General features: G+C 68.7%; 18 protein-coding genes. 9 read left to right on the top strand and 9 right to left on the bottom strand.

Translation table 11 applies throughout. The features are described 5' to 3' along the window. Nucleotides 1-16: 16 nt before the first annotated feature. On the bottom strand, nucleotides 17-1,585 hold the full coding sequence (locus LRA89_RS13620; protein WP_230771000.1) for a lysine--tRNA ligase: 1,569 nt from the start codon (nucleotides 1,583-1,585) through the stop codon (nucleotides 17-19). Nucleotides 1,586-1,677: 92 nt separating this feature from the next. Between LRA89_RS13620 and LRA89_RS13615 the strand changes: the two genes are divergently transcribed. The 3 genes from LRA89_RS13615 (at nucleotide 1,678) to LRA89_RS13605 (ending at nucleotide 5,982) form a co-directional block, all read left to right on the top strand. Further along, nucleotides 1,678-2,571, top strand: coding sequence for a bestrophin family protein (locus LRA89_RS13615; RefSeq protein ID WP_055761962.1), 894 nt, complete (start codon nucleotides 1,678-1,680; stop codon nucleotides 2,569-2,571). A 178-nt stretch (nucleotides 2,572-2,749) separates the two neighbouring features. Further along, nucleotides 2,750-5,452 (top strand): ATP-dependent DNA helicase, encoded by a 2,703-nt coding sequence (locus tag LRA89_RS13610; protein ID WP_230770998.1) that lies wholly within the window; start codon nucleotides 2,750-2,752, stop codon nucleotides 5,450-5,452. Beyond that, nucleotides 5,449-5,982, top strand: coding sequence for a SixA phosphatase family protein (locus tag LRA89_RS13605; RefSeq protein WP_230770996.1), 534 nt, complete (start codon nucleotides 5,449-5,451; stop codon nucleotides 5,980-5,982). Before LRA89_RS13610 ends, LRA89_RS13605 begins: the two co-directional genes overlap by 4 nt. A 66-nt stretch (nucleotides 5,983-6,048) precedes the next feature. Here LRA89_RS13605 and LRA89_RS13600 read toward each other — a convergent pair whose 3' ends face one another. Both LRA89_RS13600 and LRA89_RS13595 read right to left on the bottom strand, forming a co-directional pair. Then, nucleotides 6,049-6,912, bottom strand: a complete 864-nt coding sequence (locus tag LRA89_RS13600; protein WP_055761956.1) for a TIGR00730 family Rossman fold protein — start codon at nucleotides 6,910-6,912, stop codon at nucleotides 6,049-6,051. 49 nt (nucleotides 6,913-6,961) lie between these two features. Next, nucleotides 6,962-7,648, bottom strand: a complete 687-nt coding sequence (locus tag LRA89_RS13595) for an extensin family protein (protein ID WP_230770994.1) — start codon at nucleotides 7,646-7,648, stop codon at nucleotides 6,962-6,964. A gap of 195 nt (nucleotides 7,649-7,843) precedes the next feature. On the opposite strand from LRA89_RS13595, the gene LRA89_RS13590 reads away from it, so the two are divergent. From LRA89_RS13590 to LRA89_RS13580, 3 genes are read left to right on the top strand one after another with little or no spacing between them, the layout of a single operon-like run. Then, complete coding sequence (locus tag LRA89_RS13590) at nucleotides 7,844-8,503, top strand: GntR family transcriptional regulator (protein ID WP_056493585.1); 660 nt, start codon at nucleotides 7,844-7,846, stop codon at nucleotides 8,501-8,503. Between the two features lie 32 nt (nucleotides 8,504-8,535). Next, nucleotides 8,536-9,387 carry a PEP-CTERM sorting domain-containing protein gene (locus LRA89_RS13585; RefSeq protein ID WP_230770992.1) on the top strand — a complete coding sequence of 284 codons (852 nt, stop codon included), beginning with the start codon at nucleotides 8,536-8,538 and terminating at the stop codon, nucleotides 9,385-9,387. Continuing rightward, nucleotides 9,384-9,833, top strand: a complete 450-nt coding sequence (locus LRA89_RS13580; RefSeq protein WP_230770990.1) for a c-type cytochrome — start codon at nucleotides 9,384-9,386, stop codon at nucleotides 9,831-9,833. Before LRA89_RS13585 ends, LRA89_RS13580 begins: the two co-directional genes overlap by 4 nt. On the opposite strand, the gene LRA89_RS13575 is transcribed toward LRA89_RS13580, so the two are convergent. The 3 genes from LRA89_RS13575 to LRA89_RS13565 all read right to left on the bottom strand — a co-directional run bounded on the left by LRA89_RS13575 (nucleotide 9,817) and on the right by LRA89_RS13565 (nucleotide 14,367). Beyond that, nucleotides 9,817-11,193: a M20/M25/M40 family metallo-hydrolase gene (locus LRA89_RS13575; protein ID WP_230770988.1), complete on the bottom strand. Its 1,377-nt coding sequence runs from the start codon at nucleotides 11,191-11,193 to the stop codon at nucleotides 9,817-9,819. The two genes, LRA89_RS13580 and LRA89_RS13575, sit on opposite strands and share 17 nt — an antisense overlap. A 61-nt stretch (nucleotides 11,194-11,254) precedes the next feature. Continuing rightward, nucleotides 11,255-12,001 (bottom strand): dienelactone hydrolase family protein, encoded by a 747-nt coding sequence (locus LRA89_RS13570; protein WP_230770986.1) that lies wholly within the window; start codon nucleotides 11,999-12,001, stop codon nucleotides 11,255-11,257. Beyond that, complete coding sequence (locus LRA89_RS13565; RefSeq protein WP_230770983.1) at nucleotides 11,998-14,367, bottom strand: DUF3772 domain-containing protein; 2,370 nt, start codon at nucleotides 14,365-14,367, stop codon at nucleotides 11,998-12,000. Before LRA89_RS13565 ends, LRA89_RS13570 begins: the two co-directional genes overlap by 4 nt. Before the next feature lie 75 nt (nucleotides 14,368-14,442). Between LRA89_RS13565 and LRA89_RS13560 the strand changes: the two genes are divergently transcribed. Next, on the top strand, nucleotides 14,443-16,071 hold the full coding sequence (locus LRA89_RS13560) for an NAD(P)/FAD-dependent oxidoreductase (RefSeq protein ID WP_230770981.1): 1,629 nt from the start codon (nucleotides 14,443-14,445) through the stop codon (nucleotides 16,069-16,071). A gap of 149 nt (nucleotides 16,072-16,220) precedes the next feature. Here LRA89_RS13560 and LRA89_RS13555 read toward each other — a convergent pair whose 3' ends face one another. The 3 genes from LRA89_RS13555 to LRA89_RS13545 all read right to left on the bottom strand — a co-directional run bounded on the left by LRA89_RS13555 (nucleotide 16,221) and on the right by LRA89_RS13545 (nucleotide 19,002). Next, a complete protein-coding gene (locus LRA89_RS13555) occupies nucleotides 16,221-17,279 on the bottom strand; it encodes a GGDEF domain-containing protein (protein WP_230770979.1) in 1,059 nt (352 codons plus the stop codon). A gap of 119 nt (nucleotides 17,280-17,398) precedes the next feature. After that, nucleotides 17,399-17,947, bottom strand: coding sequence for a peroxiredoxin (locus LRA89_RS13550; protein WP_056493491.1), 549 nt, complete (start codon nucleotides 17,945-17,947; stop codon nucleotides 17,399-17,401). A gap of 71 nt (nucleotides 17,948-18,018) precedes the next feature. Further along, nucleotides 18,019-19,002 (bottom strand): phospholipase A, encoded by a 984-nt coding sequence (locus LRA89_RS13545; RefSeq protein ID WP_230770977.1) that lies wholly within the window; start codon nucleotides 19,000-19,002, stop codon nucleotides 18,019-18,021. A gap of 103 nt (nucleotides 19,003-19,105) precedes the next feature. Here LRA89_RS13545 and hisN point away from each other — a divergent pair, with 103 nt between their 5' ends. After that, nucleotides 19,106-19,888 (top strand): histidinol-phosphatase, encoded by a 783-nt coding sequence (gene hisN / locus LRA89_RS13540; RefSeq protein WP_055761927.1) that lies wholly within the window; start codon nucleotides 19,106-19,108, stop codon nucleotides 19,886-19,888. Between the two features lie 71 nt (nucleotides 19,889-19,959). Further along, nucleotides 19,960-20,475: a YciE/YciF ferroxidase family protein gene (locus LRA89_RS13535; protein ID WP_055761924.1), complete on the top strand. Its 516-nt coding sequence runs from the start codon at nucleotides 19,960-19,962 to the stop codon at nucleotides 20,473-20,475. The last annotated feature ends 7 nt before the right edge of the window (nucleotides 20,476-20,482 follow it).

Here is a 20,482-nt window from a genome sequence, read left to right as displayed (position 1 = left end):
ATGACGAAGGTCGTCCTTACCGCGCCAGCGCCTCGGCGATCAGCTTGCGCGAATTGTCGATGCCGTACAGCGCGATGAAGCTGCCCATGCGCGGCCCCTGTGGTGTGCCGAGCAGCGTTTCGTAGCAGGCCCTGAACCAGTCGCGCAGGGATTCGAACCCGGCGGTCTTGCCGATCTCGTACACCACGTTCTGAATATCTTCGGCGCTGGCATCGTCCGGCATCGCCGCCAGTTCGCCGTCCAGCCGTTCGAGCGCGGCCCGCTCGACATCCGTGGGCGCACGACGCAGCGGCTTGTCGGCGACGTCGCGGACATAGGCCAGCGCATGGTCGATCAGCGCGTCGAGCGCAGGATAGCGCTCGGCCGAGGCATCCGCGACATAATTGGCGAGATAGCCCCAGACCTGCGGCTTGGTCGCGTCGCCCATCACCCCGACGAGGTTGAGCAACAGCCCGAACGTCACCGGCAGCGTGTCGGCCGGCGGTTCGCCGCCGTGGATATGATGCACCGGATTGCCGAGCTTCTGTTCGATCGGCTGATCGGCGTAATTGGCGCGGAACTGCCAATATTCGTCGATCGCGCGCGGGATCACGCCCAGATGGAGTTGCTTGGCCTTCTTCGGCTCGCGATAGGCATAGAAGGCGACGCTTTCGGGCGGGCCATAGGTCAGCCATTGTTCGAGGCTGAGGCCGTTGCCCTTCGACTTGCTGATCTTCTGGCCATGTTCGTCGAGGAACATCTCGTAGTTGAAGCCCTCGGGCGGACGGGCGCCCAGCACCCGCGCGATCTTCGACGACTGCGTTACCGAATCGATCAGGTCCTTGCCCGCCATCTCGTAATCGACGCCGAGCGCCACCCAGCGCATTGCCCAGTCAACCTTCCATTGCAGCTTGGCCCCGCCCGACAGGATCGACTGTTCGATCCGCTGCCCCTCGTCGACGAAGGCGACCATGCCGGTGTCGGCGTCGAGCACCTCGACCGGCACCTGCAACACCACCCCCGACGTCGGGCTGATCGGCAGCACCGGCGAATAGGTCGCGCGGCGTTCGGCCCCCAGCGTCGGCAGCATGATGTCGAGAATCGACTGATAGTGACGCAATACGCCCTTCAGCGCCTCGTCGAACCGGCCGCCGCGATAATAGTCGGTCGAGGACGCGAACTCATAGTCGAAGCCATATTGATCGAGAAAGCCGCGCAGCCGCGCGTTGTTATGCGCGGCGAAGCTCTCGTGCGTGCCGAACGGATCGGGAATTTCGCTGAGCGGCTTGCCGAGGTGTTCGCGCAGCATGTCGCCGTTCGGGACATTGTCGGGCACCTTGCGCAACCCGTCCATGTCGTCCGAAAAGGCGATCAGCCGCGTCGGCTGGTCGGACAGTTCCATGAACGCGCGGCGGACCATCGTCGTGCGCAGCACTTCGTTGAACGTGCCGATATGCGGCAGGCCGGAGGGGCCATAGCCCGTCTCGAACAGGATCGCCGCGCCATCCGCTTTTCCGTTCGGATAGCGCTTCAACAGCTTGCGCGCCTCCTCATACGGCCAAGCCTTTGAAACCAGTGCTGCATTGCGGAGGATGTCGTCGGTCATGGCGCTGCTGATACGCGCATGGTCGCGGAATTTCTACATTGTGCAACATTTCGCAACGCAACCATGTCATGGTTTGCGCGTACCGGACGCGCATGATCGTCACCGCTACCCCCCGCTATACGCGGATCATCGCCGAAGTCTGGAAGCCGGCGACCGGACTGTTCGTCTGGGACGTGATCGTCACCATCATCTATTTTGTGCTGCCCTTCCGTGCGCCCAGCCTGCCGCTGACGCTGTTCGGGTCGGCGCTGGCGCTGTTCCTCGGCTTCCGGGTGAACTCGGCGTATCAGCGCTGGTGGGAAGGGCGCATCCTGTGGGGATCGATGATTAACGCTTCGCGCAACCTGGCGCGGGGCGCGATCGCGTTTCTGGGGCCGGAGGACGAGGGCGAGAAGCGCGATCTCAAGCGTTCGATCGTGTTGCGCCAGATTGCCTACGTCAATGCGTTGCGGTGCCAGTTGCGGCGACAGGACCCCAAGGACGATGTCCACCGCTTCCTGTCGCGCGACGAGGCGGGCGAACCGCTCGGGCGCACCAACACCGCCAACGGGCTGCTCGACGGCACCGGCATGCGCATCGCCGAGAGCCATCGCCGTGGCTGGATCGACAGCATGCAGCAGCACAGCCTCGAGCGGGTGCTCATCGACATCGCCAACGCGCAGGGCGGAATGGAGCGGATCAAGAACACGCCGCTGCCCAACCAGTATCGCTTCTTCCCTGCGCTGTTCACCCGCCTGTTCTGCGTGCTGCTGCCGATCGGACTGGTCGAGACGCTGGGCGTTGCGACGCCGCTGGGGTCGGGCATCGCCGGGCTGATGTTTCTTGCCGTGCTCCAGATCGGCGAGGATCTGACCGATCCGTTCGCCAATACCGTCCACGATCTGCCGCTGTGCGCCATGTGCCGCACGATCGAGATCGATCTGTTGCAGGGCATCGGCGATCCCGCACCCGAACCGGCGACGCCGCACAAGGGCGTGCTGTGGTAAGCGAACGTCCGGCCATTTCGATGATCGTCGCGGCCCGCCCGGCGACGATGACGATCCCCCGGCCGGCGGTTGTCGGGCGGGGACGCGGGCCGCGACCGGGCCGATCGGCATCACGGAAAAACCGCACGGGCGAAGCGTTCCGCTTCCGTTCCTGACTGTCCGGCGGTAAGGCGGAACGATGCTGCCCTATCCCGCCCTGCACGCCAGCCATTCGGGGGTCTGGATCGCCGACAGCGACGGTGTGCGCGAGGTCAGTCGGGGCGAGGCGATCGCCTGCGCCGCCGATACGCCGACGATCCTGCTCAACGCGCCGCTGATCGGGCAGCGGCTGGGCTATGCCGATCTGTCGGGGCTAGACCTGCTCGAACTGTTTGCCTTCGTCCATCCCGCGCGGTTCGCGGTGCCGACGCCCAAGGGGCTGGCACAGGCGCTGGGCCAGCCGGTCCCGGTCGACGAGGCCGAGGTCGCGGGATCGTTGCGCGCGGCGGCCGTCAGGCTTCTGGAAACGGCATCGGCGCCATGGCCCGAACAGGAAGGGGCATGGACCGCCGCCCAGTCGCTGTTCCGCCTGCGCTGGCCATGGGCACCGGCGCTGGGACAGGTGCTGCCCAAGCCCGAAACCGCCGAACGCTGGCTGTTCACGAAACTTCCCGAATGGGACGAGGAAGCGCCGCGTGCCGCCCCGCGCAACGTCACGCTCGCCGCCGATGCGATCGGCGAACGGCTGGCGCGGCTGACCGGAGCGAGTGCCGAGGCGCGCAGCGGCCAGCGCGCCTTCGCCGGTGCCGCCGCCGCCGCCTTCGGCCCACGCATGGCGCGCGATACCCCCAATCTGGTGCTGGCCGAGGCGGGAACGGGCATCGGCAAGACGCTCGGCTATCTCGCCCCTGCCTCGCTGTGGTCGGAGGCGGCGGACGGCGCGGTATGGGTGTCGACCTTTACCAAGGCGCTGCAACGCCAGTTGGCGCAGGAAAGCGAGCGGGTGTTCCCCGATCCGGCGCTACGGCGCGAACGGGTGGTGACGCGCAAGGGTCGCGAAAACTATCTGTGCCTGCTCAACCTCGAGGATGCGTTGCAGGGCGGATTTCAGGGGCGAGCAGCGATCCTCGCCCATCTCGTCGCGCGCTGGGCGGCCTATAGCGCCGATGGCGACATGGTCGGCGGCGACCTGCCCGGATGGTTGCCGACGCTGTTCCGCCGCAACGGATCGACCGCGCTGACCGACCGGCGCGGCGAGTGCATCTATGCCGGCTGTCCGCAATATCGCAAATGCTTCATCGAACGCGCCGCGCGCGCGTCGGCCAAGGCCGACATCGTCATCGCCAATCATGCGCTGGTGATGGTCAACGCCGCGCGCGGGCGCGAGACGGGGACGCGGCCGACGCGCTATGTGTTCGACGAAGGCCATCACCTGTTCGATGCCGCCGACGCGATGTTCTCCGCCGCGCTGACCGGGGCAGAGGCGATCGAAATCCGCCGCTGGGTGCTGGGGCCGGAAGGCGGCGGGCGCGGGCGGCGGCGCGGGCTGGCGGCGCGCCTGTCCGACGTGGCGAGCTATGATGCGGCGGGCGGTGCGGCGGTGGCGGCGGCGGTCGAGGCGGCGCGCGCGCTGCCTGCCGACGGCTGGTTGGCGCGGGTGCAGGAAGGCGCGCCGTTCGGTCCGGTCGAGGAATTGTTGGGCGCGGTGCGCGGCGTCGTGTTCGCCCGCGCGAAGGATGGCGAGGCGGGGTACGGCTTGGAAACCGAACTGGCCGAGCCGCCGCCCGAGCTGGTCGATGCCGCCGCGCCGGCCGCGCAGGCGCTCGACGCGCTGCTGCGCCCGCTGGTGGCGCTCGGCAAGCGGCTGGAGGCGGTGCTGGCCGAGGGGCCGGACTGGCTCGACGGCCCGGCGCGCGCGCGCTGCGAAGGGGCGATCGCCTCGCTCGGCTGGCGCGCGGAGACGGTCGGGGCATGGGGCCGGCTGCTCGCCCGGATCGGCGGCCCGGCCGATCCCGACTTCGTCGACTGGCTGGCGGTCGACCGGGTCGAAGGGCGCGAATATGACATGGGGCTGCACCGCCACTGGCTCGACCCCACCCGGCCGTTCGCCGAAACGGTGCTCAAACCGGCGCATGGCGTACTCGTCACCTCGGCGACGCTGCGCGCCGGCGGCGACTGGGCAACCGCCGACGCGCGGGTCGGCGCGCCGCACCTGCCGCGCAGCCCCGACCATTTCGAGGCGCCGAGCCCGTTCGCCTATGCGACGCAGGCCGAGGTGCTGATCGTCACCGACGTGACCCGCGGTGACCTGAGCGCGCTTGCCAACGCCTATGGCCGGCTGATCGTCGCGGCGGGCGGCGGGACGCTCGGCCTGTTCACCGCGATCCGCCGGTTGCGCGGCGTCCATGCCCGTATCGCCGACCGGTTGGCGCGCGACGGGCTGCCGCTCTATGCCCAGCATGTCGACCCGATCGATACCGGTACGCTGGTCGACATCTTTCGCGACGATCCACGCGCCTCGCTGATCGGCACCGATGCGCTGCGCGACGGCGTCGACGTGCCCGGCCGGTCGCTCAGGATGGTGGTGATGGAGGGGGTGCCATGGCCGAAGCCCGGCGTGCTCCACGCCGCGCGGCGGCTGGCCGGCGGCGGCAGCGCCTATGACGACCGGGTGGTCCGTGCGCGGCTGGCGCAGGCGTTCGGGCGGCTAATCCGCCGCGCCGACGATCGCGGGCTGTTCGTGTTGCTATCGTCGGCCATGCCCTCGCGCCTGCTGGGGGCGTTTCCCGAAGGGACGCCGGTCACGCGCTGTACGCTCGACGAAGCGGTCGCGCGCGCCCTTTCCTTGGGGGGCGAAGTCGGGCATGGGGCGGCTGCCCTGTCGATGGAGCCGCCTTCATGAAGACGCTGACGCTGCTGCGCCACGCCAAGTCGGGCTGGGACGATCCCGTCGCACGCGATTTCGACCGGCCGCTGAACGCCAAGGGCGCACGCGCCGCGACCGCGATGGGCCGGCATCTTCTGCGCGAGGAACTGCGCTTCGATCATCTCGTCGCCAGCCCCGCGCTTCGCGTGGTGCAGACGCTCGATCATTTCGGGCGTGGCTATGGCGATCTGCCGGCGTGCAACAGCGACCGCTCGCTCTATCTGGCGTCGGCGGCGACGCTGCTCGACGTGGTGCGCGCGTTGCCGGCGGATACCGATCGCGCGTTGCTGGTCGGGCATAATCCGGGGCTGGAAGATCTCGTCCTGCTGCTGTCGGCTGAGAGCAACCCCCTCCGCGGCGCGGTCGAGGAGAAATTCCCGACCGCCTCGGTCGCGGTGCTCGAGCTCGACGGCGACTGGGCGGCGGCGGACGATGGCTGTGGCCACCTGATCCGCTTCACCCGCCCGCGCGACCTTGACCCGACGCTGGGGCCGGGGCACGACTAGAACGACTCCCCTCCCTGACAAGGGAGGGGAGCATAACGGTATCCGTAAGCTCCGAAACCGAACCGCCTACTTCTTGTCGGCGTAGAACCGCTTGACCACGTCCCAGCCTTCCTCGGCCGTTTCGACGAAGGTGATGAGGTCGAGATCGCGGGCCGAGATCACGCCCTCTTCGACCAGTGCGTCCCAGTTCACGACCCGTTCCCAGAACTCGCGGCCATAGAACAGCACCGGGATCGGATCGATCTTGCCGGTCTGGATCAGTGTCAGCAATTCGAAGCTTTCGTCGAATGTGCCGAAGCCGCCGGGGAACACCGCCACCGCCCGCGCGCGCAGCAGGAAGTGCATCTTTCGCAGCGCGAAATAGTGGAACTGCATCGACAGCGCCGGGGTGACATACGGGTTGGGCGCCTGTTCATGCGGTAGGACGATGTTGAGCCCGATCGATTCGGCGCCCGCCTCGTTCGCGCCGCGATTGGCGGCTTCCATGATCGAGGGACCGCCGCCCGAACACACGACGAAATGGCGCTTGCCGTTCGTGTCGTTGGGGAACTGGCTGGCATGGAACGCCAGCTCGCGCGCCACGTCGTAATACCGCGCCTTGGCGATCATCCGCTCGGCGATCGCGCGCGAGGCATCGTCCTGCGCCAGCTCGAGGAGCATCTCGGCCTTGTCCGGCTCGGGAATGCGCGCCGAGCCGTAGATGACGAAGGTCGAGGCGATGTTCGCCTCGTCGAGCAGCAGCGAGGGCTTGAGCAGTTCGAGCTGGAACCGCACCGGGCGCAGATCCTCGCGCAGCAGGAATTCCATGTCCTGGAACGCCAGGCGATAGGCGGGATGCTCGGTCTGCGGGGTGGCGAGCTGCGTGCGGGCGGCTTCGGCTTCCTGCTTTGCCCCGCGGAACACGCGGGACGGGACTTTGGTGTCGGTCATAGACGATGGACTTGTAATCACCGCCCCCCGCCCAAGCAAGCGCGATACGTCAACGACATAGCGGTCGCCCGCCCATGTCGAGGTGGAGGTGATTGTAATGGGCGGCGTTGTAATCGGGGGTGAGGGTGGTGACGAATCGCTTGCAGGCCGATCGCTGGATCACGCGCAGGAACTCGCGCTTGTCGGCATCGTCGCCGTTCCAGTCGCGCTCGATCGATATTCGCCGCCCGTCGGCCAGCACGAAGGCGGCGATGTCGACTGCGTTGGCAAGGCCGTGTTCGGACACCCGCCCGGCCGAGCGCGCACCCCCGCCGACGATCCCGCGACAGGCATAGGTGCCGAAACTGTCGATCTTCACCACGTCGCTGCCCAGCATCTGCCGTGCCGCCGGGCGCACGCCATGGCGGATCCAGCCGATCATCGCCCGCGCCGCCGGACAGCGGATCGCCTTCAGCCCCGCAACCGGCACGCCGATGTCGAGCAACTGCACCGCGCCCAGCACCACGCAACCCGAACCGTAATCGCGGTCGGGCAGCGGGCTGAAACGGACCCCCGCCGCCGACAGATCGGCATAGCATTGCTGCGTGTCGCGCGGCGTCGCGCCGGTCAGCGTGATCGGTCCGGCCGGGCGGGGGCGGATGGCGGGCGGTGCCGGCGTATCGCGCTCGCCGCCGGCGCAGGCCGACAACAGCAGGATCGCGGAGAGGGCAAGGGCATGGAACCACGGGGCGGACATTGCCCGGTGACGTCCCATGCGCGGTCCGCGCGCGCAAGTCGGGATGCGACCGGCGGTAACCCACTCACGTCGAAGATATTTTGGATACCGGTGTCACAAAGCGGATTGATCGTGGGGCGGGCATCTGAAACAATCAGCGCATATGCCTAACGACACGCTTCGGCGTGAATGCCTCCGCCGCCGAAGGAATATCGTGTGACGCTTCACGTCCGTACCCTGTCCGACCGCGTCTTCGAAATCGTGCGCGAACGCATCGTCAGCGGGGCGTTGATCGAACGCGCGCCGATCCGGCAGGATTCGCTCGCCGCCGAACTGGGCGTGAGCAAGATTCCGCTGCGCGAGGCGCTGGCCCGGCTGGAACAGGAGGGGCTGATCGCCAGCCAGGCGAACCGGGGCTATACCGTCCAGCCGATGTCGGCGGGACAGGCCGAGGAAATCTACGAGTTGCGCATCGTCGTCGAACCCGCGGCGGCGGCCTATGCGGCGACCCGTGCCGACGACACGTATCGCGCGCAGTTGCTCGATGCGTTCGAACGGCTCGACGCGGCGATGACCCGCGATCTGGTCGAGGCGGCGGCGTGCAACCGCGCGTTCCATGCCGCGCTGGTCCGCGCGCCGGGACGCGAGCTGACCGTGCAACTGGTCGAACGCCTGTCGGTCCTCGCCGAACGCTATGTCGTCGCCCATCTGCGCCCCGCCGGACGGGGCGACCGGGCGCATGTCGAACACAAACTGCTCCTCGACGCATGGCTGGCCGGCGACGGACCGGCGGTGGAGGCGATGCTGAAGGGCCATCTGATCGCCACCATCGAGGATTTGCGCGCCGAGTTCGAGGCCGCCAGCAAGGCGGCGTGACGCCGGATGTGGGACCCGATAGGGTGGCCGGGATGCTGCGTACCGTCCTGACCCTCTGTCTGATCCTGACCGCGTCGCCGGCGGCGGCGCGCGACATCCTGTTCGTCGGCAACAGCTTCACCTTCGGCGCGGGATCGCCGGTCGAACGCTACCGCCCCGACAGCGTCACCGACCTGAACGGCGAGGGGATCGGCGGTGTGCCCGCGTTGTTCCGCAGCTTCGCCGAACAGGCCGGGCTGGAGTGGCAGGTGTCTCTCGAAACGTCGCCGGGCAAGGACCTGGCGTATCACGCCGCCAACAAACGCGCGCAGATCGACCGGCGATGGGACGTGGTGCTGTTGCAGGGTTATTCGACGCTCGATGCGCAGCGGCCGGGCGATCCGACGCGCCATGCCGCCGCCGCCGCGCGGCTCGCGGCGCTGATCCGGGCGCGCAACCCCCGGGCCGATGTGCGGCTGGTCAGCACATGGTCGCGCGCCGATCTGACCTACCGCCCCGGCAGCCCGTGGTCGGGCAAGCCGATCGCGACGATGGCCGAGGACCTGGCGAGGGCGAACCGGACGGCGAAGCGGCAGGCACCGGGCGTCCGCCGCGTCGTGCCGGTCGGGCTGGCGTGGAACCGCGCGATCGCCGCCGGCCTTGCCGACGCCAACCCCTATGACGGGATCGATCCGGGCAAGATCGGCTTGTGGGGCAACGATCACTATCACGGCAGCACCGAGGGCTATTATCTCGAGGCGCTGACGATCTTCGGACAGGTGACGGGCCATGACGTGCGCAAGCTAGGGGCAGACGAGCGCGCCGCGCGCGATCTGGGGTTGTCGCCGCAGACGGCGGTCGCGTTGCAGCGGGTGGCGTGGGAAACGGTGCGGCGCGATCGATGAGAGCGGCGGTGATGTTCGCGCTGGCGGTGCTGTTGGCGGGTTGCGGCGGTGGTGACGACGACCGCGCGGCCCGATTGCGCGCGGCGGGGCCGAACCCCTCGCTCGACGCGCTGCTGCGCGTCGCCAGCGTCGATGCCGGCAAACGCGCCTTCGGGCAATGCGGCCAGTGCCATACGATCGGACAGGGTGGGCAGGCGCTCGCCGGTCCCAATCTGTACGGCATCATGGGACGCGCCGTCGCCGCCGATCCGCGCTTCGGCTATAGTCAGGCGCTGATCGACCATGGCGGACGATGGGACGCGGCGACGATGGACCGCTGGCTGGCGAACCCCGTCGCGATGGTGCCGGGGACGCGGATGATGTTCGGCGGGATCGCCGACCCGCTGCGGCGTGCCGACGTCATCGCCTATCTGCGCTCGGCAGGACCGATCACGCCAGCGCCCTGAGCAGCGATTCCCACCACGCGACCCCGGCATCGAACGACGCGACGGGCAGGCGTTCGTTCAGACCATGGGCGAATTCGTCCGATGGCTTCATGAACACGCTGCCGATGCCGAACGCGGGGATGCCGCGCGCGCGAAAGTGCATCGAATCGGTCGCGCCCGCTTCCATCGCCGGGATGACGGGCGTGCCCGGCGCGCGCTTCGCCACCGCCGCCCGCACCGCCGCCAGCACGCGCGGTTCGAGCGGGGAGGCTCCCGCCTCGATCGTGCCGTTGTCGATCAGCTCGATCCGAATCGCCGGATCGGCGATGAGGCTGGTCAGCTTCGCCTGAATCGACGCGCGCGAGGTGCCGGGAAAGATGCGGCAGTTGATGTTGGCGACCGCGCGCTGCGGCAGCGCGTTGGGCGCATGCCCGCCGTTGAACTGCGTGGGCACGCAGGTGGTGCGGACCTGTCCGACGAATTCGGGCTTCGACGACAGCAGATCGGCGGCGGCGGTGTCGTTCGGGTTGGCGGCGAAGGCGCGCATCGCGTCGCCGGTGGGGCCGGGGTTGTTGGCGGCGCTGCCTGCCAGATACGCCTTGGTGATCGCATTCTGTTCGGGCGGGAAGCGATAGGCGGCGATCCGGCCGACCGCCGCCGCCAGTCGGGCGATGGCGTTGACCGGCCCCGGGCGGCTGGAATGGCCGCCGGCATCGGTAATCGTCAGGCGGAAGTCGCCGTACACTTTCTCGGCCGCCTGCAAGCCATAGACGGTCGGCTTGCCCGCCTCGTTCAGCGTGCCGCCGCCGGCATCGGCGTTCAGCACCAGCGCGGCATCCTTGAACCGTTCGGCGGCGGCGCGGGTCGTCGCCATCGTCGTTTCCTCGTCGCCGGTCAGCAACAGCACGACATCGCGCGCCGGAACCCAGCCGGCGCGCTTCAACTGCATCAGCGTCGCGACGAGGATCGAGACGTCGCCCTTGTTGTCGAGCGACCCGCGCCCGAACACATAGCCGCCCTCGACCACCGGGGTAAACGGATCGCGCGTCCAGTCGGCCGGATCGGCGGCAACGACATCCATATGCCCCAGCAGCACGGTCGGCTTGGCCGCCCGGTCGCGCCCGGCATAGCGCGCCACCAGATAGCCGGTATCGCCCATGGCCACGAATTCGATCGCGTCGGCGGGGAGGCCGGCGGCGACCAGTTGCGCCTTCAGATACGCGGCATAGACCGGCACCTGCCCCTGACCGGCGACGGTGCGGAACGCAATTCCCCGGGACAGCAGCGACAGCGCTTCCCGGCCACCGGGGGTGGTCGGACCTTGCGCCAGCGCGGGAGTGGCGAGCAGGGCGGCGGACAACAGGGCGGCCAGACGGCGCATCACTCGATCTCCCACGAAGCGGACACCGCTTGGTGCCGCGCCGCCCGCGTCCATGCAAGGCTCAGTCGCGCAACGCCCGCTGGAACAGCGCGAGCATCCATGCCGTCGCCTGCACGAACAGCGCCGGATCGTAACGCGGCCCCTCGTCGCGCAGAAAGGCGTGCTGGGCGTTGACCTCGTGCCATTCGTAGCGGGTGCCGGCATTCTCCAGTGCCTCGCGGATCGCCTGGCGTCCGGCGAAGGAGACGTGCGGGTCCTGCCGCCCCCAGACGAACAGGATGTCGCCGGCGATCTCGCCGATACGCGCGAGGCTGTCGTCGCTTCGGCCCTCGCCCAGCGTGCCCGAATGAATGTCGGTCGGGTAGAAACAGGCGGTGGCGCGCACGCGGGGGTCGAGCGCGGCGCGATAGGCGAGATGCCCGCCCAGACACACGCCGGCGGCACCGATCGCGCCGGTGCAGGCGGGATGGCGTTCCAGCCAGTCGATCACCCGCGTTGCATCGGCGTCGAACGCGGCGACGGGCTTGGCGAATTTCAGTTCGTTGCCGCGATCGGTCCCCGCCGGATCATAGGCCAGCACCGTGCCCGGCGCTTCGTATTCGTGATAGACCTCGGGCACCGCCACGACATAGCCGTGCCCGGCGAGGAACGCCGCCAGCCGCCGGATCGGCGCCGTCACCTGATAGATTTCCGAATAGAGCACGACACCGGGGAAGCGCCCTTGCGCCGCCGGGCGGAACACATGGGTGCGCATCACCGCGCCCTCGCGGACGGGCAGGTCGACGGGCGGATCGGTCAGCAGGATCATGGGGTGCCTGTGCGGTCGTCGGCCGGTGCTGGCAAGGGCGAAACCAGTTCGAGCCGCTGCGGCACCGTGCCCATCTCGATCCCCTCGGCGGGAAAGCGGACGAGCAGTTCGAGCAGCACGTTGCTGCGCGCGCCATAGGCCGAGCGGGGCGAATCGACATGCGCGAAACAGTTGAACGCGATCCGCCCGTCGACGATCGAGTCGATGAAGGCGGCTGGGGCCGGATCGGTGAGGATCGCGTCCTCGCGCGCGAACGCTTCGAGGACGATCGCACGGACCCGCGCCGCATCGGTGCCGATCGGGACCGAGAACTGAATCTGGATGCGGCCGAGCGGTGACGCCAGCGTCTTGTTCAGCACGCTTTTGGTGATGAGTTCGGAATTGGGGACGATCAGCGTCGAATGGTCGGCGAGCGTGATCTCGGTCGATCGCACGCTGATGCGCTTCACGTCGCCCTCGTCGGTGCCGACGCGGATCAGGTCGCCGATCTTGATCGGTCGTTCGGCGAGCAGGATCAGGCCGGAAACGAAATTCTGGGTGATCGCCTGAAGCCCGAAGCCGATGCCGACCGACAGCGCCGAGAGAAGCAGCGCGATCCGCTCGATCCCGATGCCGAGCGAGGCGAGCGCCCAGATGACCGCCAGCGCGATGCCGACATAGCGCGCTACCAAGCTAACCGAATTGCGCCCGCTGCCATCCAGATCGGTGGCGGGAAGATAGCGCCCCTCCAGCCAGCGCATGAAGCCGCGCACCAGCGTCAGCCCGATGACCAGCACGACGATGCTGCGCAGGATCGCACCCGGCGAGATGGCGACCCCGCCAACCTCGACCCCGCGCGCCAGATCGCCCAGCCGCGCGAACACGTCCGCCACGCCGCTGCCGCCGAACGGCAGCAGCCACAATCCGAGCGCGACGACCGCGAGCAGGACCCGCAACACGCCCGACAGCAGCACGCCGAACTGGTCGACGGTACCGCCGCGCACCCCCAGCCCGCGCGTCAGCGCGATCCCCAGCCGGCTGCCGCGATCGAACGCCGAGGTCGCGACATCGTCGATCGCAGTGAGCGCCAGATAGACCGCGCCGCCCAGCACCACGGTCCACGCGACCATCTGCCCGAGGAACAGGCCGAAGCCGATATAGCCGATCGCCAGTGCCAGCAGCGCGACCACGACGATGCCCCATGCGACCAGCGCGATCGCGGCGCGCCCGGTATCGGCGGGGGCAGCGGTGCCGTCGTCGCGCGTGCTGCGCAGCCGGCCGATCGCGAACAGCGCGGCGGCGATGAGCGACAGGTGGAGCAGCGCCAGCAGCGCATGCGCCGCGGTGCGTGCCGCATCGCTGACGCCGATCGCGGCATTGATCGAATCGAGCATTACCGCGACCGCCGCGAGTATCGCGAGCAGGAACGAGAACGGGCGCAGCCGGTTCGCGGCATCGTTACCGATCGGCGCGACGCGCCAGCTCGGCTGGCCGCGCATCAGCACCGCGCCGAGCACCGCGCTGGCGAAGCTAGCGAAGCCGATCGCGAAGATCGATGCGTCGAGCGGTCCGTCCCAGCGGTCGGCGACTAGCCCTGACCAGCGCGCACCCGCCACTACCGCCGCCGTCGCCAGCAACGGGGCGAGCGTGCCGACCAGCACCCGCCACAGCGCGTTGGCGGATCGCCGGACCCGGCGGCCCGGCGCGCCTTCGATCAGCAGGCGTTGCCCGACCCGCCCCATCGCCAGCCGCGCCGGTCCCAGCAGCGCGATGGCGACGGCCAGCCCGGTCAGCAGCGGCCACAGATGGTGCAACCCCGGCCGGCCGATCGTCATGGCCTCGACGGCGACGAAGCGCTGCAACCGGTGCAGGTCGCGCGGTACGGCGTGGAGGATCGCGCTCCAGAACGCCGGCGTGAGCGGCGAGGATACCTTGCCAAACAGCTTCTGGCTGAATTCGGCGGCCTCGCCCGCGCTGATCTCGTCGATCAGTTGCTGCGCCTCGACCGCGAGCAGCCGCGCGCGCTTGGTCGCCGAATCGAGGACGCCGTGCTGGCGGGCCAAGGCGGCGCGTTCGCTGCGGATCGCCGGGTCCTCGCCGGTCGCGGCAGGCCCCAGTTGGGCGAGGCGCGCGTCGATCCGGGTCAGTTCGGCCTGCGACTGCTGTGCGGCGTCGAGCGTGTCGCTGCGGACCACCTGCGCACGGGTTCGCAAGGTAGCGCGGGCATCGCGTTCGGGGCGGGTGTCGAGCAATCCATCGACCGTGCCCAGCTCGTTCGCCGCGCGGTCTAGCCGGGGCGCATAGGCCACGGGGTCCGACTGCGCCCGGGCGGCAGGCGCCATCAGCAGCACGAACAGGGCGAACACGATCCGGGAAAGCGGCGTCATGCGCCATGGCCTATCGTCATCGCCGCGGCACGCCAAGGCGGTTCCCTTCGCCGGCGACCGCGTTTAAATGCGCCGATGCTGCGCATCACCGAACTGAAACTGCCGCTCAATCATCCCGAAGAGGCGCTGGTCGCCGCGATTCGCGACAAGCTGCGGATCACCCCGCGCGACCTGATCCGCTATACCATCGCCCGCCGGGCGCATGATGCGCGCGACAAGGACGATATTCAGCTCGTCTATTCGGTCGACGTGACGCTGAAGAACGAAGCGCAGGTGCTGGGGCGCACCCGCCGCGACCGGACGGTCGGGCCGACGCCCGACACCGGCTATCGCTTCGTCACCACCATGCCCGCCGACTATGCCGGTCCGCGACCGATCGTCGTGGGCGCCGGGCCGTGCGGCCTGTTCGCCGGGCTGATCCTCGCGCAGATGGGATTTCGCCCGATCATCCTCGATCGCGGCAAGGTGGTGCGCGAGCGCACGCAGGACACCTGGGGCCTGTGGCGGCGGAGCGAACTGAACCCCGAATCGAACGTGCAGTTCGGCGAGGGCGGGGCGGGCACCTTTTCCGACGGCAAGCTGTGGAGCCAGATCAAGGACCCGCGCCACCTCAGCCGCAAGGTGCTGATCGAATTCGTGAAGGCAGGGGCGCCGCCGGAAATTCTGACCGAGGCGCATCCGCACATCGGGACGTTCCGGCTGGTCCAGATGGTCGAATCGATGCGGGCGACCGTCGAGGCACTCGGCGGCGAATATCGTTTCGGCCACCGGGTCGACGATCTGACCATCGAAACGCAGGGTGATGGCACGCGGCGGCTGGCAGCGCTGCACCTGTCAACCGGGGAAACGATGGCGGTCGATGCGCCGGTGGTGCTGGCGCTGGGGCATAGCGCGCGCGACACGTTCGAAATGCTCCACGATCGCGGCGTGATGCTGGAGGCGAAGCCGTTTTCGGTCGGCGTGCGGATCGAACATCCGCAAAGCTGGATCGATCAAGCGCGCTTCGGCCCGTGCGCCGGCCATCCCGTTCTGGGGGCGGCGGCCTATACGCTATCGCATCATTGCAGCAACCAGCGCACCGTCTACAGCTTCTGCATGTGTCCCGGCGGTACGGTGGTCGCCGCCACCTCCGAGCCGGGACGGGTCGCGACCAACGGCATGAGCCAATATTCGCGCAACGAACGCAATGCCAATTCGGGGATCGTCGTCGGCATCGATCCGATGCGCGACTATCCGGGCCACCCCCTTGCCGGCATCGCGTTGCAACGCGCGCTGGAAACGAAGGCCTATGACGCGGGCGGGGGCGGGTATCGCGCGCCGGCGCAGTTGCTGGGGGACTTCCTCGCCGGACGGCCCTCCACGGCGTTGCGCAGCGTCGTACCCTCCTATCGCCCCGGCGTGACGCTGACCGATCTGGCCGAGGTACTGCCCGATTTCGTGGTGAAGGCGATGCGCGAGGCGCTGGTCGTGTTCGGGCGGACGATCCCGGGCTACGACCATCCCGATGCGGTGCTGACCGGGGTCGAGACGCGGACCTCGTCGCCGGTGCGCATCCGACGGGGCGAGGATTTCCAGAGCGTCAACACCGCCGGACTCTTCCCGGCGGGCGAGGGGGCGGGCTATGCCGGCGGCATCCTTTCGGCGGCGGTCGACGGGATCAAGGTCGCCGAAGCGGTGGCCAAGGCAATGACCGCCGCCCGCTGACCCCAAGCGACCGCCGGCACGGTGGCGACGGGCAGGGTCGCTGCCGCGATCGGGAACAGGATCGTGGAAACCAGCCGGGCGGCACCGGGCGCGACGACACGGCGCTGAAGGTCGGCGAAACGGAACAGGACGGACACGCCCTGCTCCGGTCAGGTGATCTCCACCGATCCCTGACAGAATTCGCCGACCGTCCGGTCGCGCCCGGCCTGCTTCGCCGCATAGAGATAGCCATCGGCGCGGCGCAGCGCATCCGACGCGCTTTCGTCCCCGCGCAAGGTGACGATCCCTGCCGACAGGGTGATGCCCTCGATCAACTGGTCGTTCTCGCGCAACCGATAGCGCCGCGCCGCGACCGCGCTGCGGGCTGCTTGGAGGAGGGCACAGGCTTCGTCGGCGGAAACGTCGCTCAGCAGCACGGTGAATTCCTCCCCGCCATAGCGGGCGACGAGATGCCCCTCGCAGGCGCGGGCGAGCGTCGCGCCGATCGCCTTCAACACGCGGTCGCCGACCGGATGGCCGTAGCGATCGTTGATCGCCTTGAAATGATCGACGTCGCAGATCGCCAGATGGCACGAATCGCCGGTGGTGACGGCCAGCGCTTCCTCAAACGCCCGGCGGTTGGGCAGGCCGGTCAGCGCATCGCGCCGTGCATCGTCGCGGGCGCGGGCGAGTTGCCGCCGCAGCTCGCTCGCTTCCTGCGTCGCCTGCGCCAGCCGGGCTTCGGCGACGTCGACCCGTTCGCGCATCTGCGCGGTGATCCGCGCCAGTTCGGTGAGGAACAGGTCGCTGTCGGGATGGGTTTCGCGCGACCGCCGCAACGCATCCTCGCTCGCGGCGAGATCGCGACCGAAGGCATGGGTTTCGTGGACGATTCCCTGCATGATCGATTCGAAGCCCGCGACCTGTCGTTCGGTTTCGGCGTGGAACGACAGGCGGCGGTCGGGCGGGCTGATCCGGCGACCGACGACATCCCCTGCCTCGACCCGTTCGCCGAGCGTCAGCACCTCGTCGCTGGTCAGCCGGACCCCGCCATCGGTCAGCGTCGCCACGGCATATGCCAGCGGCCCCGCCGGATCGCCGAGGACGCGATAGGCGAAGCCGTAGTTGACCGGCGTCGGCTCCAGCCGCTGGTCGAACAGAAAGCGGCCGATTGCCTGAAACAGACCATCGGCCGTGGCGTCCGGCGCGCTTTCGATCTGTCGGTCCATGAACAAGCGCCGTCTCCCTGCCGGTCAAAGGTTGAGCGGCAGGGGGTAGCGAGCGACCGCTAAAATCAGGTTGCCGCGCCGTTAACCTTTTGGGAAGGTCCGTTTCGCAGACGAACCGATCACCGTTGGCCGAGGCCCTGTACCGCCGTCAGCGTGGTGCGGACGTGATCGGCCGGGTTCATGTCGGAATGGACGAAGGCGATCCGCCCGTCGCGGCCGATGACATAGCTGGTGCGCGTCGTCATCACGCGGGCGGGCTGTCCGCCGGTGGCGGGACGCGACAGCGCCACGTCGAAGCCACGGATCGTGGCGGGCGATGCGGCGGCGACGGCGAAGCGGCCGGCGCAATGCTGGGTGCTGAACGTCTGCAACTTGTCGATCGGATCGGCCGACATGCCGATGACGGTCGCCCCCGCCGCCTTGAACTGATCGACCGCATCGGCGAACGCCTTTGCTTCCGCATTGCAGCCGCCGGTGAAGGCGGCGGGGAAAAAGTACAGCACCACCGGACCCTTGCGCAGTTGCGAGCGCAGGTTGAGCGTGAACGCCCGCCCGGCGATTGCTGCACGGGTGGTGAAATCGGGAGCCTTCGCTCCCGGCGCGAGCGCGGCCGACAGCGGCGCGGCGAAGGGCAGGCACAGGGCGGCGGCAATCAGGGCGATACGCATCGGATCAGATCCTTGGGGAGTGACGATTGGCGCACAGCCTAGCAGCTTCGCAAGGCGGTGCCATCCTGTCCCTAGCGGGTGAAGCTGACGCCGATACGCGCGGTCGTGGTGCGCAGCCGATAGTCGTCGATCGCCTCGCCATAGCCGCTGAACGCCTGCCCGAAGAGATAGAGCGCGGTGCCGCCGCCGATCCGGGCGAGCGGATAGGAAAGTTGCGCCTCGCCCGCGCGCCGGACGCCCAGCGGATTGCGTAGCCTTGCGGCGAGTTTCAGCCCGTCGCGCTGCCCGATCGCCGCGCCCAGCGACCAGTTGCCCCAATAGCGATCGAGATCGCGGTAGCCGGTGCCGACATAGCTCCACAGCTTCGGCGCGACCTCGACCTGCCAGTCGTCGCCAAGCGGCAAAGCATAGCTGGCGGCAAGGTAAAGACGGTTCACGTCGATCGACCCCACGTCGCCGCGCCCGTTCGAATCATGGGCATAGCCGCCCGCCGCCACCAAGCGCGGCGCAATGCTGCGCTGGTAATAGACTTCGGGGCTGTAGTTCGTGCTGCGGAACGGCCCCGACGACTGGTCGATCGCCCAGAACATCGTCTGCGTCCATGCAACCCGCACACCGTCCAGCACCCCCGCGCCGTCGAACGGTCGCACGGCGAGGCTGAATTGCAGCTTCGCCCCGTCCGATCCGAAGCCGAACACGCCATAGATCGGTTCATGCGGTTCGAACCGGTCGAGGAAACCCGACACGGTGCCGTCAGCGGTCGCGACCACCGTTTCGCGGGCCGGCGGCGGTGGCGCGGTGACGGTCCGGTAGCGCAGCCGGCGGAACCCACCAGCCGGGACGGATACCGCCGCGTCGTTCTCCGGCATGATGCGCAGCGAGGTGCCGTCGGCCGCTACCACGTCGATCGGCACCGGAACCGTATCGGTGGCGGCATCACCTTCGTTCAGCGCGAAGACGGTGACGCCCTCGCTTGCCGCCGCGATCGATGCCGGCGGTTCGGCGACGATGCGGATTTGCGGCGGGGCGGCGGCGAGCAGGGCGAGGAACAGCATGAGGCGGGTGTGGCAGCGATTTGCGACCGCTGCGAGTATCCTTTGCGCTTTGGCCGTCACCCCGCCTATTCGGGGGCGATCCACGCTGCCGAAAAGGTCCCGCATGCCCGTCACCGCCGCCGACCTCGCCCTCGCGATGAAACTTGCCGATGCGGCGGGCGCGGCGATCCGCCCGCGCTTCCGTGCCGAGTTCGGGCTGGAGATCAAGGACGACGCTTCCCCGGTGACGCTGGCCGACCGCGAGGCGGAGGCAGCGATGCGCGCGATCATCGAACGCGAACGGCCGTCTGACGGCATACAAGGCGAGGAATATGGTGTCCGCGAAGGCAGCAGTGGGCGCAACTGGGTGCTCGACCCGATCGACGGCACCCGCTCGTTCATCGCCGGCCGGCCGATCTTCGGTACGCTGATCGCGCTGGTCGAGGACGGCTGGCCGGTCCTCGGCATTATCGACCAGCCGATCATCGCCGAACGCTGGCTAGGCGCGGTCGGCCGCGGCACGACCTTCAACGGTCGCCCGGCGCAGACCCGCCGGTGCCGGACGCTCGCCGATGCGCTACTCGCCACTACCAGCCCGGCACTGTTCGATGACGGGCAGTTGCACGGCTTCGAGCATGTCGAGGCGAAGGTCCGCTCGACCGTGCTGGGGGGCGACTGTTATTCCTATGGCACGCTCGCCTCGGGCCATATCGATCTGGTGGTCGAGGCGGGGTTGAAGCTCCACGACTTCGCCGCGCTGGTGCCCGTCGTCGAAGGCGCCGGCGGCACGATGAGCGACTGGGCGGGCGATCCGCTCCATGCCGGCAGCATCGGCGAGGTCATCGCGCTCGGCGACCCCGCCCGGCTGGAGGATGTCGTCGCAGCGCTCGCCTGTCGCGGCGGCTGATGCACGAACAGGCAACCAGCAGGCCGTCGCATCGTTGAGGGGGCATTACCCCACAAGCGAAGGAACCTGTCATGGGCCTGTTTTCCAAGGACATCGCCACGCTCGACGACCTGTTCGTCCATCAATTGCAGGACATTTATTACGCCGAGAACCAGATTCTCAAGGCGCTGCCCAAGATGACCGAAAAGGCGACCGATCCCGAGCTGAAGGCCGGGTTCGAGCGGCATCTGGCGGAAACCGAGGGGCAGATCCGCCGGCTGGACCAAGTGTTCGAACTGCACGGCGCGACCAAGAAGGCCGTCACCTGCCCGGCGATCGACGGTATCATCAAGGAAGCGAACGAGGTCGCCGGCGAGATCGCCGACAAGAAGGTGCTGGACGCGGCGCTGATCGCCTCGGCGCAGGCGGTCGAGCATTATGAGATCACCCGCTACGGCACGTTGATCGCATGGGCGCGGCAACTGGGCCGCGAGGACCTTGCCAGCCTGCTCGCCGAGACGCTCGCCGAGGAACGCGCGACCGACGAGAAGCTGACGGCGATGGCCGAGCACAAGGTCAACGCCAAGGCCGAACTCGCCGAAGCCTGATCCGCTG

Source organism: Sphingomonas sp. Leaf4 (genome assembly GCF_920939515.1).
Lineage (GTDB): Bacteria > Pseudomonadota > Alphaproteobacteria > Sphingomonadales > Sphingomonadaceae > Sphingomonas.
This window is presented reverse-complemented; position numbering and strand designations above follow the sequence as displayed.

Excerpts from the sequence above, each read along its gene's own strand:
- LRA89_RS13580 (WP_230770990.1), top strand. The coding sequence starts at position 9,384 with ATGAGAGCGGCGGTGATGTTCGCGCTGGCGGTGCTGTTGGCGGGTTGC.
- LRA89_RS13575 (WP_230770988.1), bottom strand. The coding sequence starts at position 11,193 with ATGCGCCGTCTGGCCGCCCTGTTGTCCGCCGCCCTGCTCGCCACTCCC.
- LRA89_RS13595 (WP_230770994.1), bottom strand. The coding sequence starts at position 7,648 with ATGTCCGCCCCGTGGTTCCATGCCCTTGCCCTCTCCGCGATCCTGCTG.
- LRA89_RS13605 (WP_230770996.1), top strand. The coding sequence starts at position 5,449 with ATGAAGACGCTGACGCTGCTGCGCCACGCCAAGTCGGGCTGGGACGAT.
- LRA89_RS13535 (WP_055761924.1), top strand. The coding sequence starts at position 19,960 with ATGGGCCTGTTTTCCAAGGACATCGCCACGCTCGACGACCTGTTCGTC.
- LRA89_RS13620 (WP_230771000.1), bottom strand. The coding sequence starts at position 1,585 with ATGACCGACGACATCCTCCGCAATGCAGCACTGGTTTCAAAGGCTTGG.
- LRA89_RS13570 (WP_230770986.1), bottom strand. The coding sequence starts at position 12,001 with ATGATCCTGCTGACCGATCCGCCCGTCGACCTGCCCGTCCGCGAGGGC.
- LRA89_RS13615 (WP_055761962.1), top strand. The coding sequence starts at position 1,678 with ATGATCGTCACCGCTACCCCCCGCTATACGCGGATCATCGCCGAAGTC.
- LRA89_RS13565 (WP_230770983.1), bottom strand. The coding sequence starts at position 14,367 with ATGACGCCGCTTTCCCGGATCGTGTTCGCCCTGTTCGTGCTGCTGATG.
- LRA89_RS13560 (WP_230770981.1), top strand. The coding sequence starts at position 14,443 with ATGCTGCGCATCACCGAACTGAAACTGCCGCTCAATCATCCCGAAGAG.
- LRA89_RS13555 (WP_230770979.1), bottom strand. The coding sequence starts at position 17,279 with ATGGACCGACAGATCGAAAGCGCGCCGGACGCCACGGCCGATGGTCTG.
- LRA89_RS13600 (WP_055761956.1), bottom strand. The coding sequence starts at position 6,912 with ATGACCGACACCAAAGTCCCGTCCCGCGTGTTCCGCGGGGCAAAGCAG.
- LRA89_RS13550 (WP_056493491.1), bottom strand. The coding sequence starts at position 17,947 with ATGCGTATCGCCCTGATTGCCGCCGCCCTGTGCCTGCCCTTCGCCGCG.
- LRA89_RS13585 (WP_230770992.1), top strand. The coding sequence starts at position 8,536 with ATGCTGCGTACCGTCCTGACCCTCTGTCTGATCCTGACCGCGTCGCCG.
- LRA89_RS13610 (WP_230770998.1), top strand. The coding sequence starts at position 2,750 with ATGCTGCCCTATCCCGCCCTGCACGCCAGCCATTCGGGGGTCTGGATC.
- hisN (WP_055761927.1), top strand. The coding sequence starts at position 19,106 with ATGCCCGTCACCGCCGCCGACCTCGCCCTCGCGATGAAACTTGCCGAT.
- LRA89_RS13545 (WP_230770977.1), bottom strand. The coding sequence starts at position 19,002 with ATGCTGTTCCTCGCCCTGCTCGCCGCCGCCCCGCCGCAAATCCGCATC.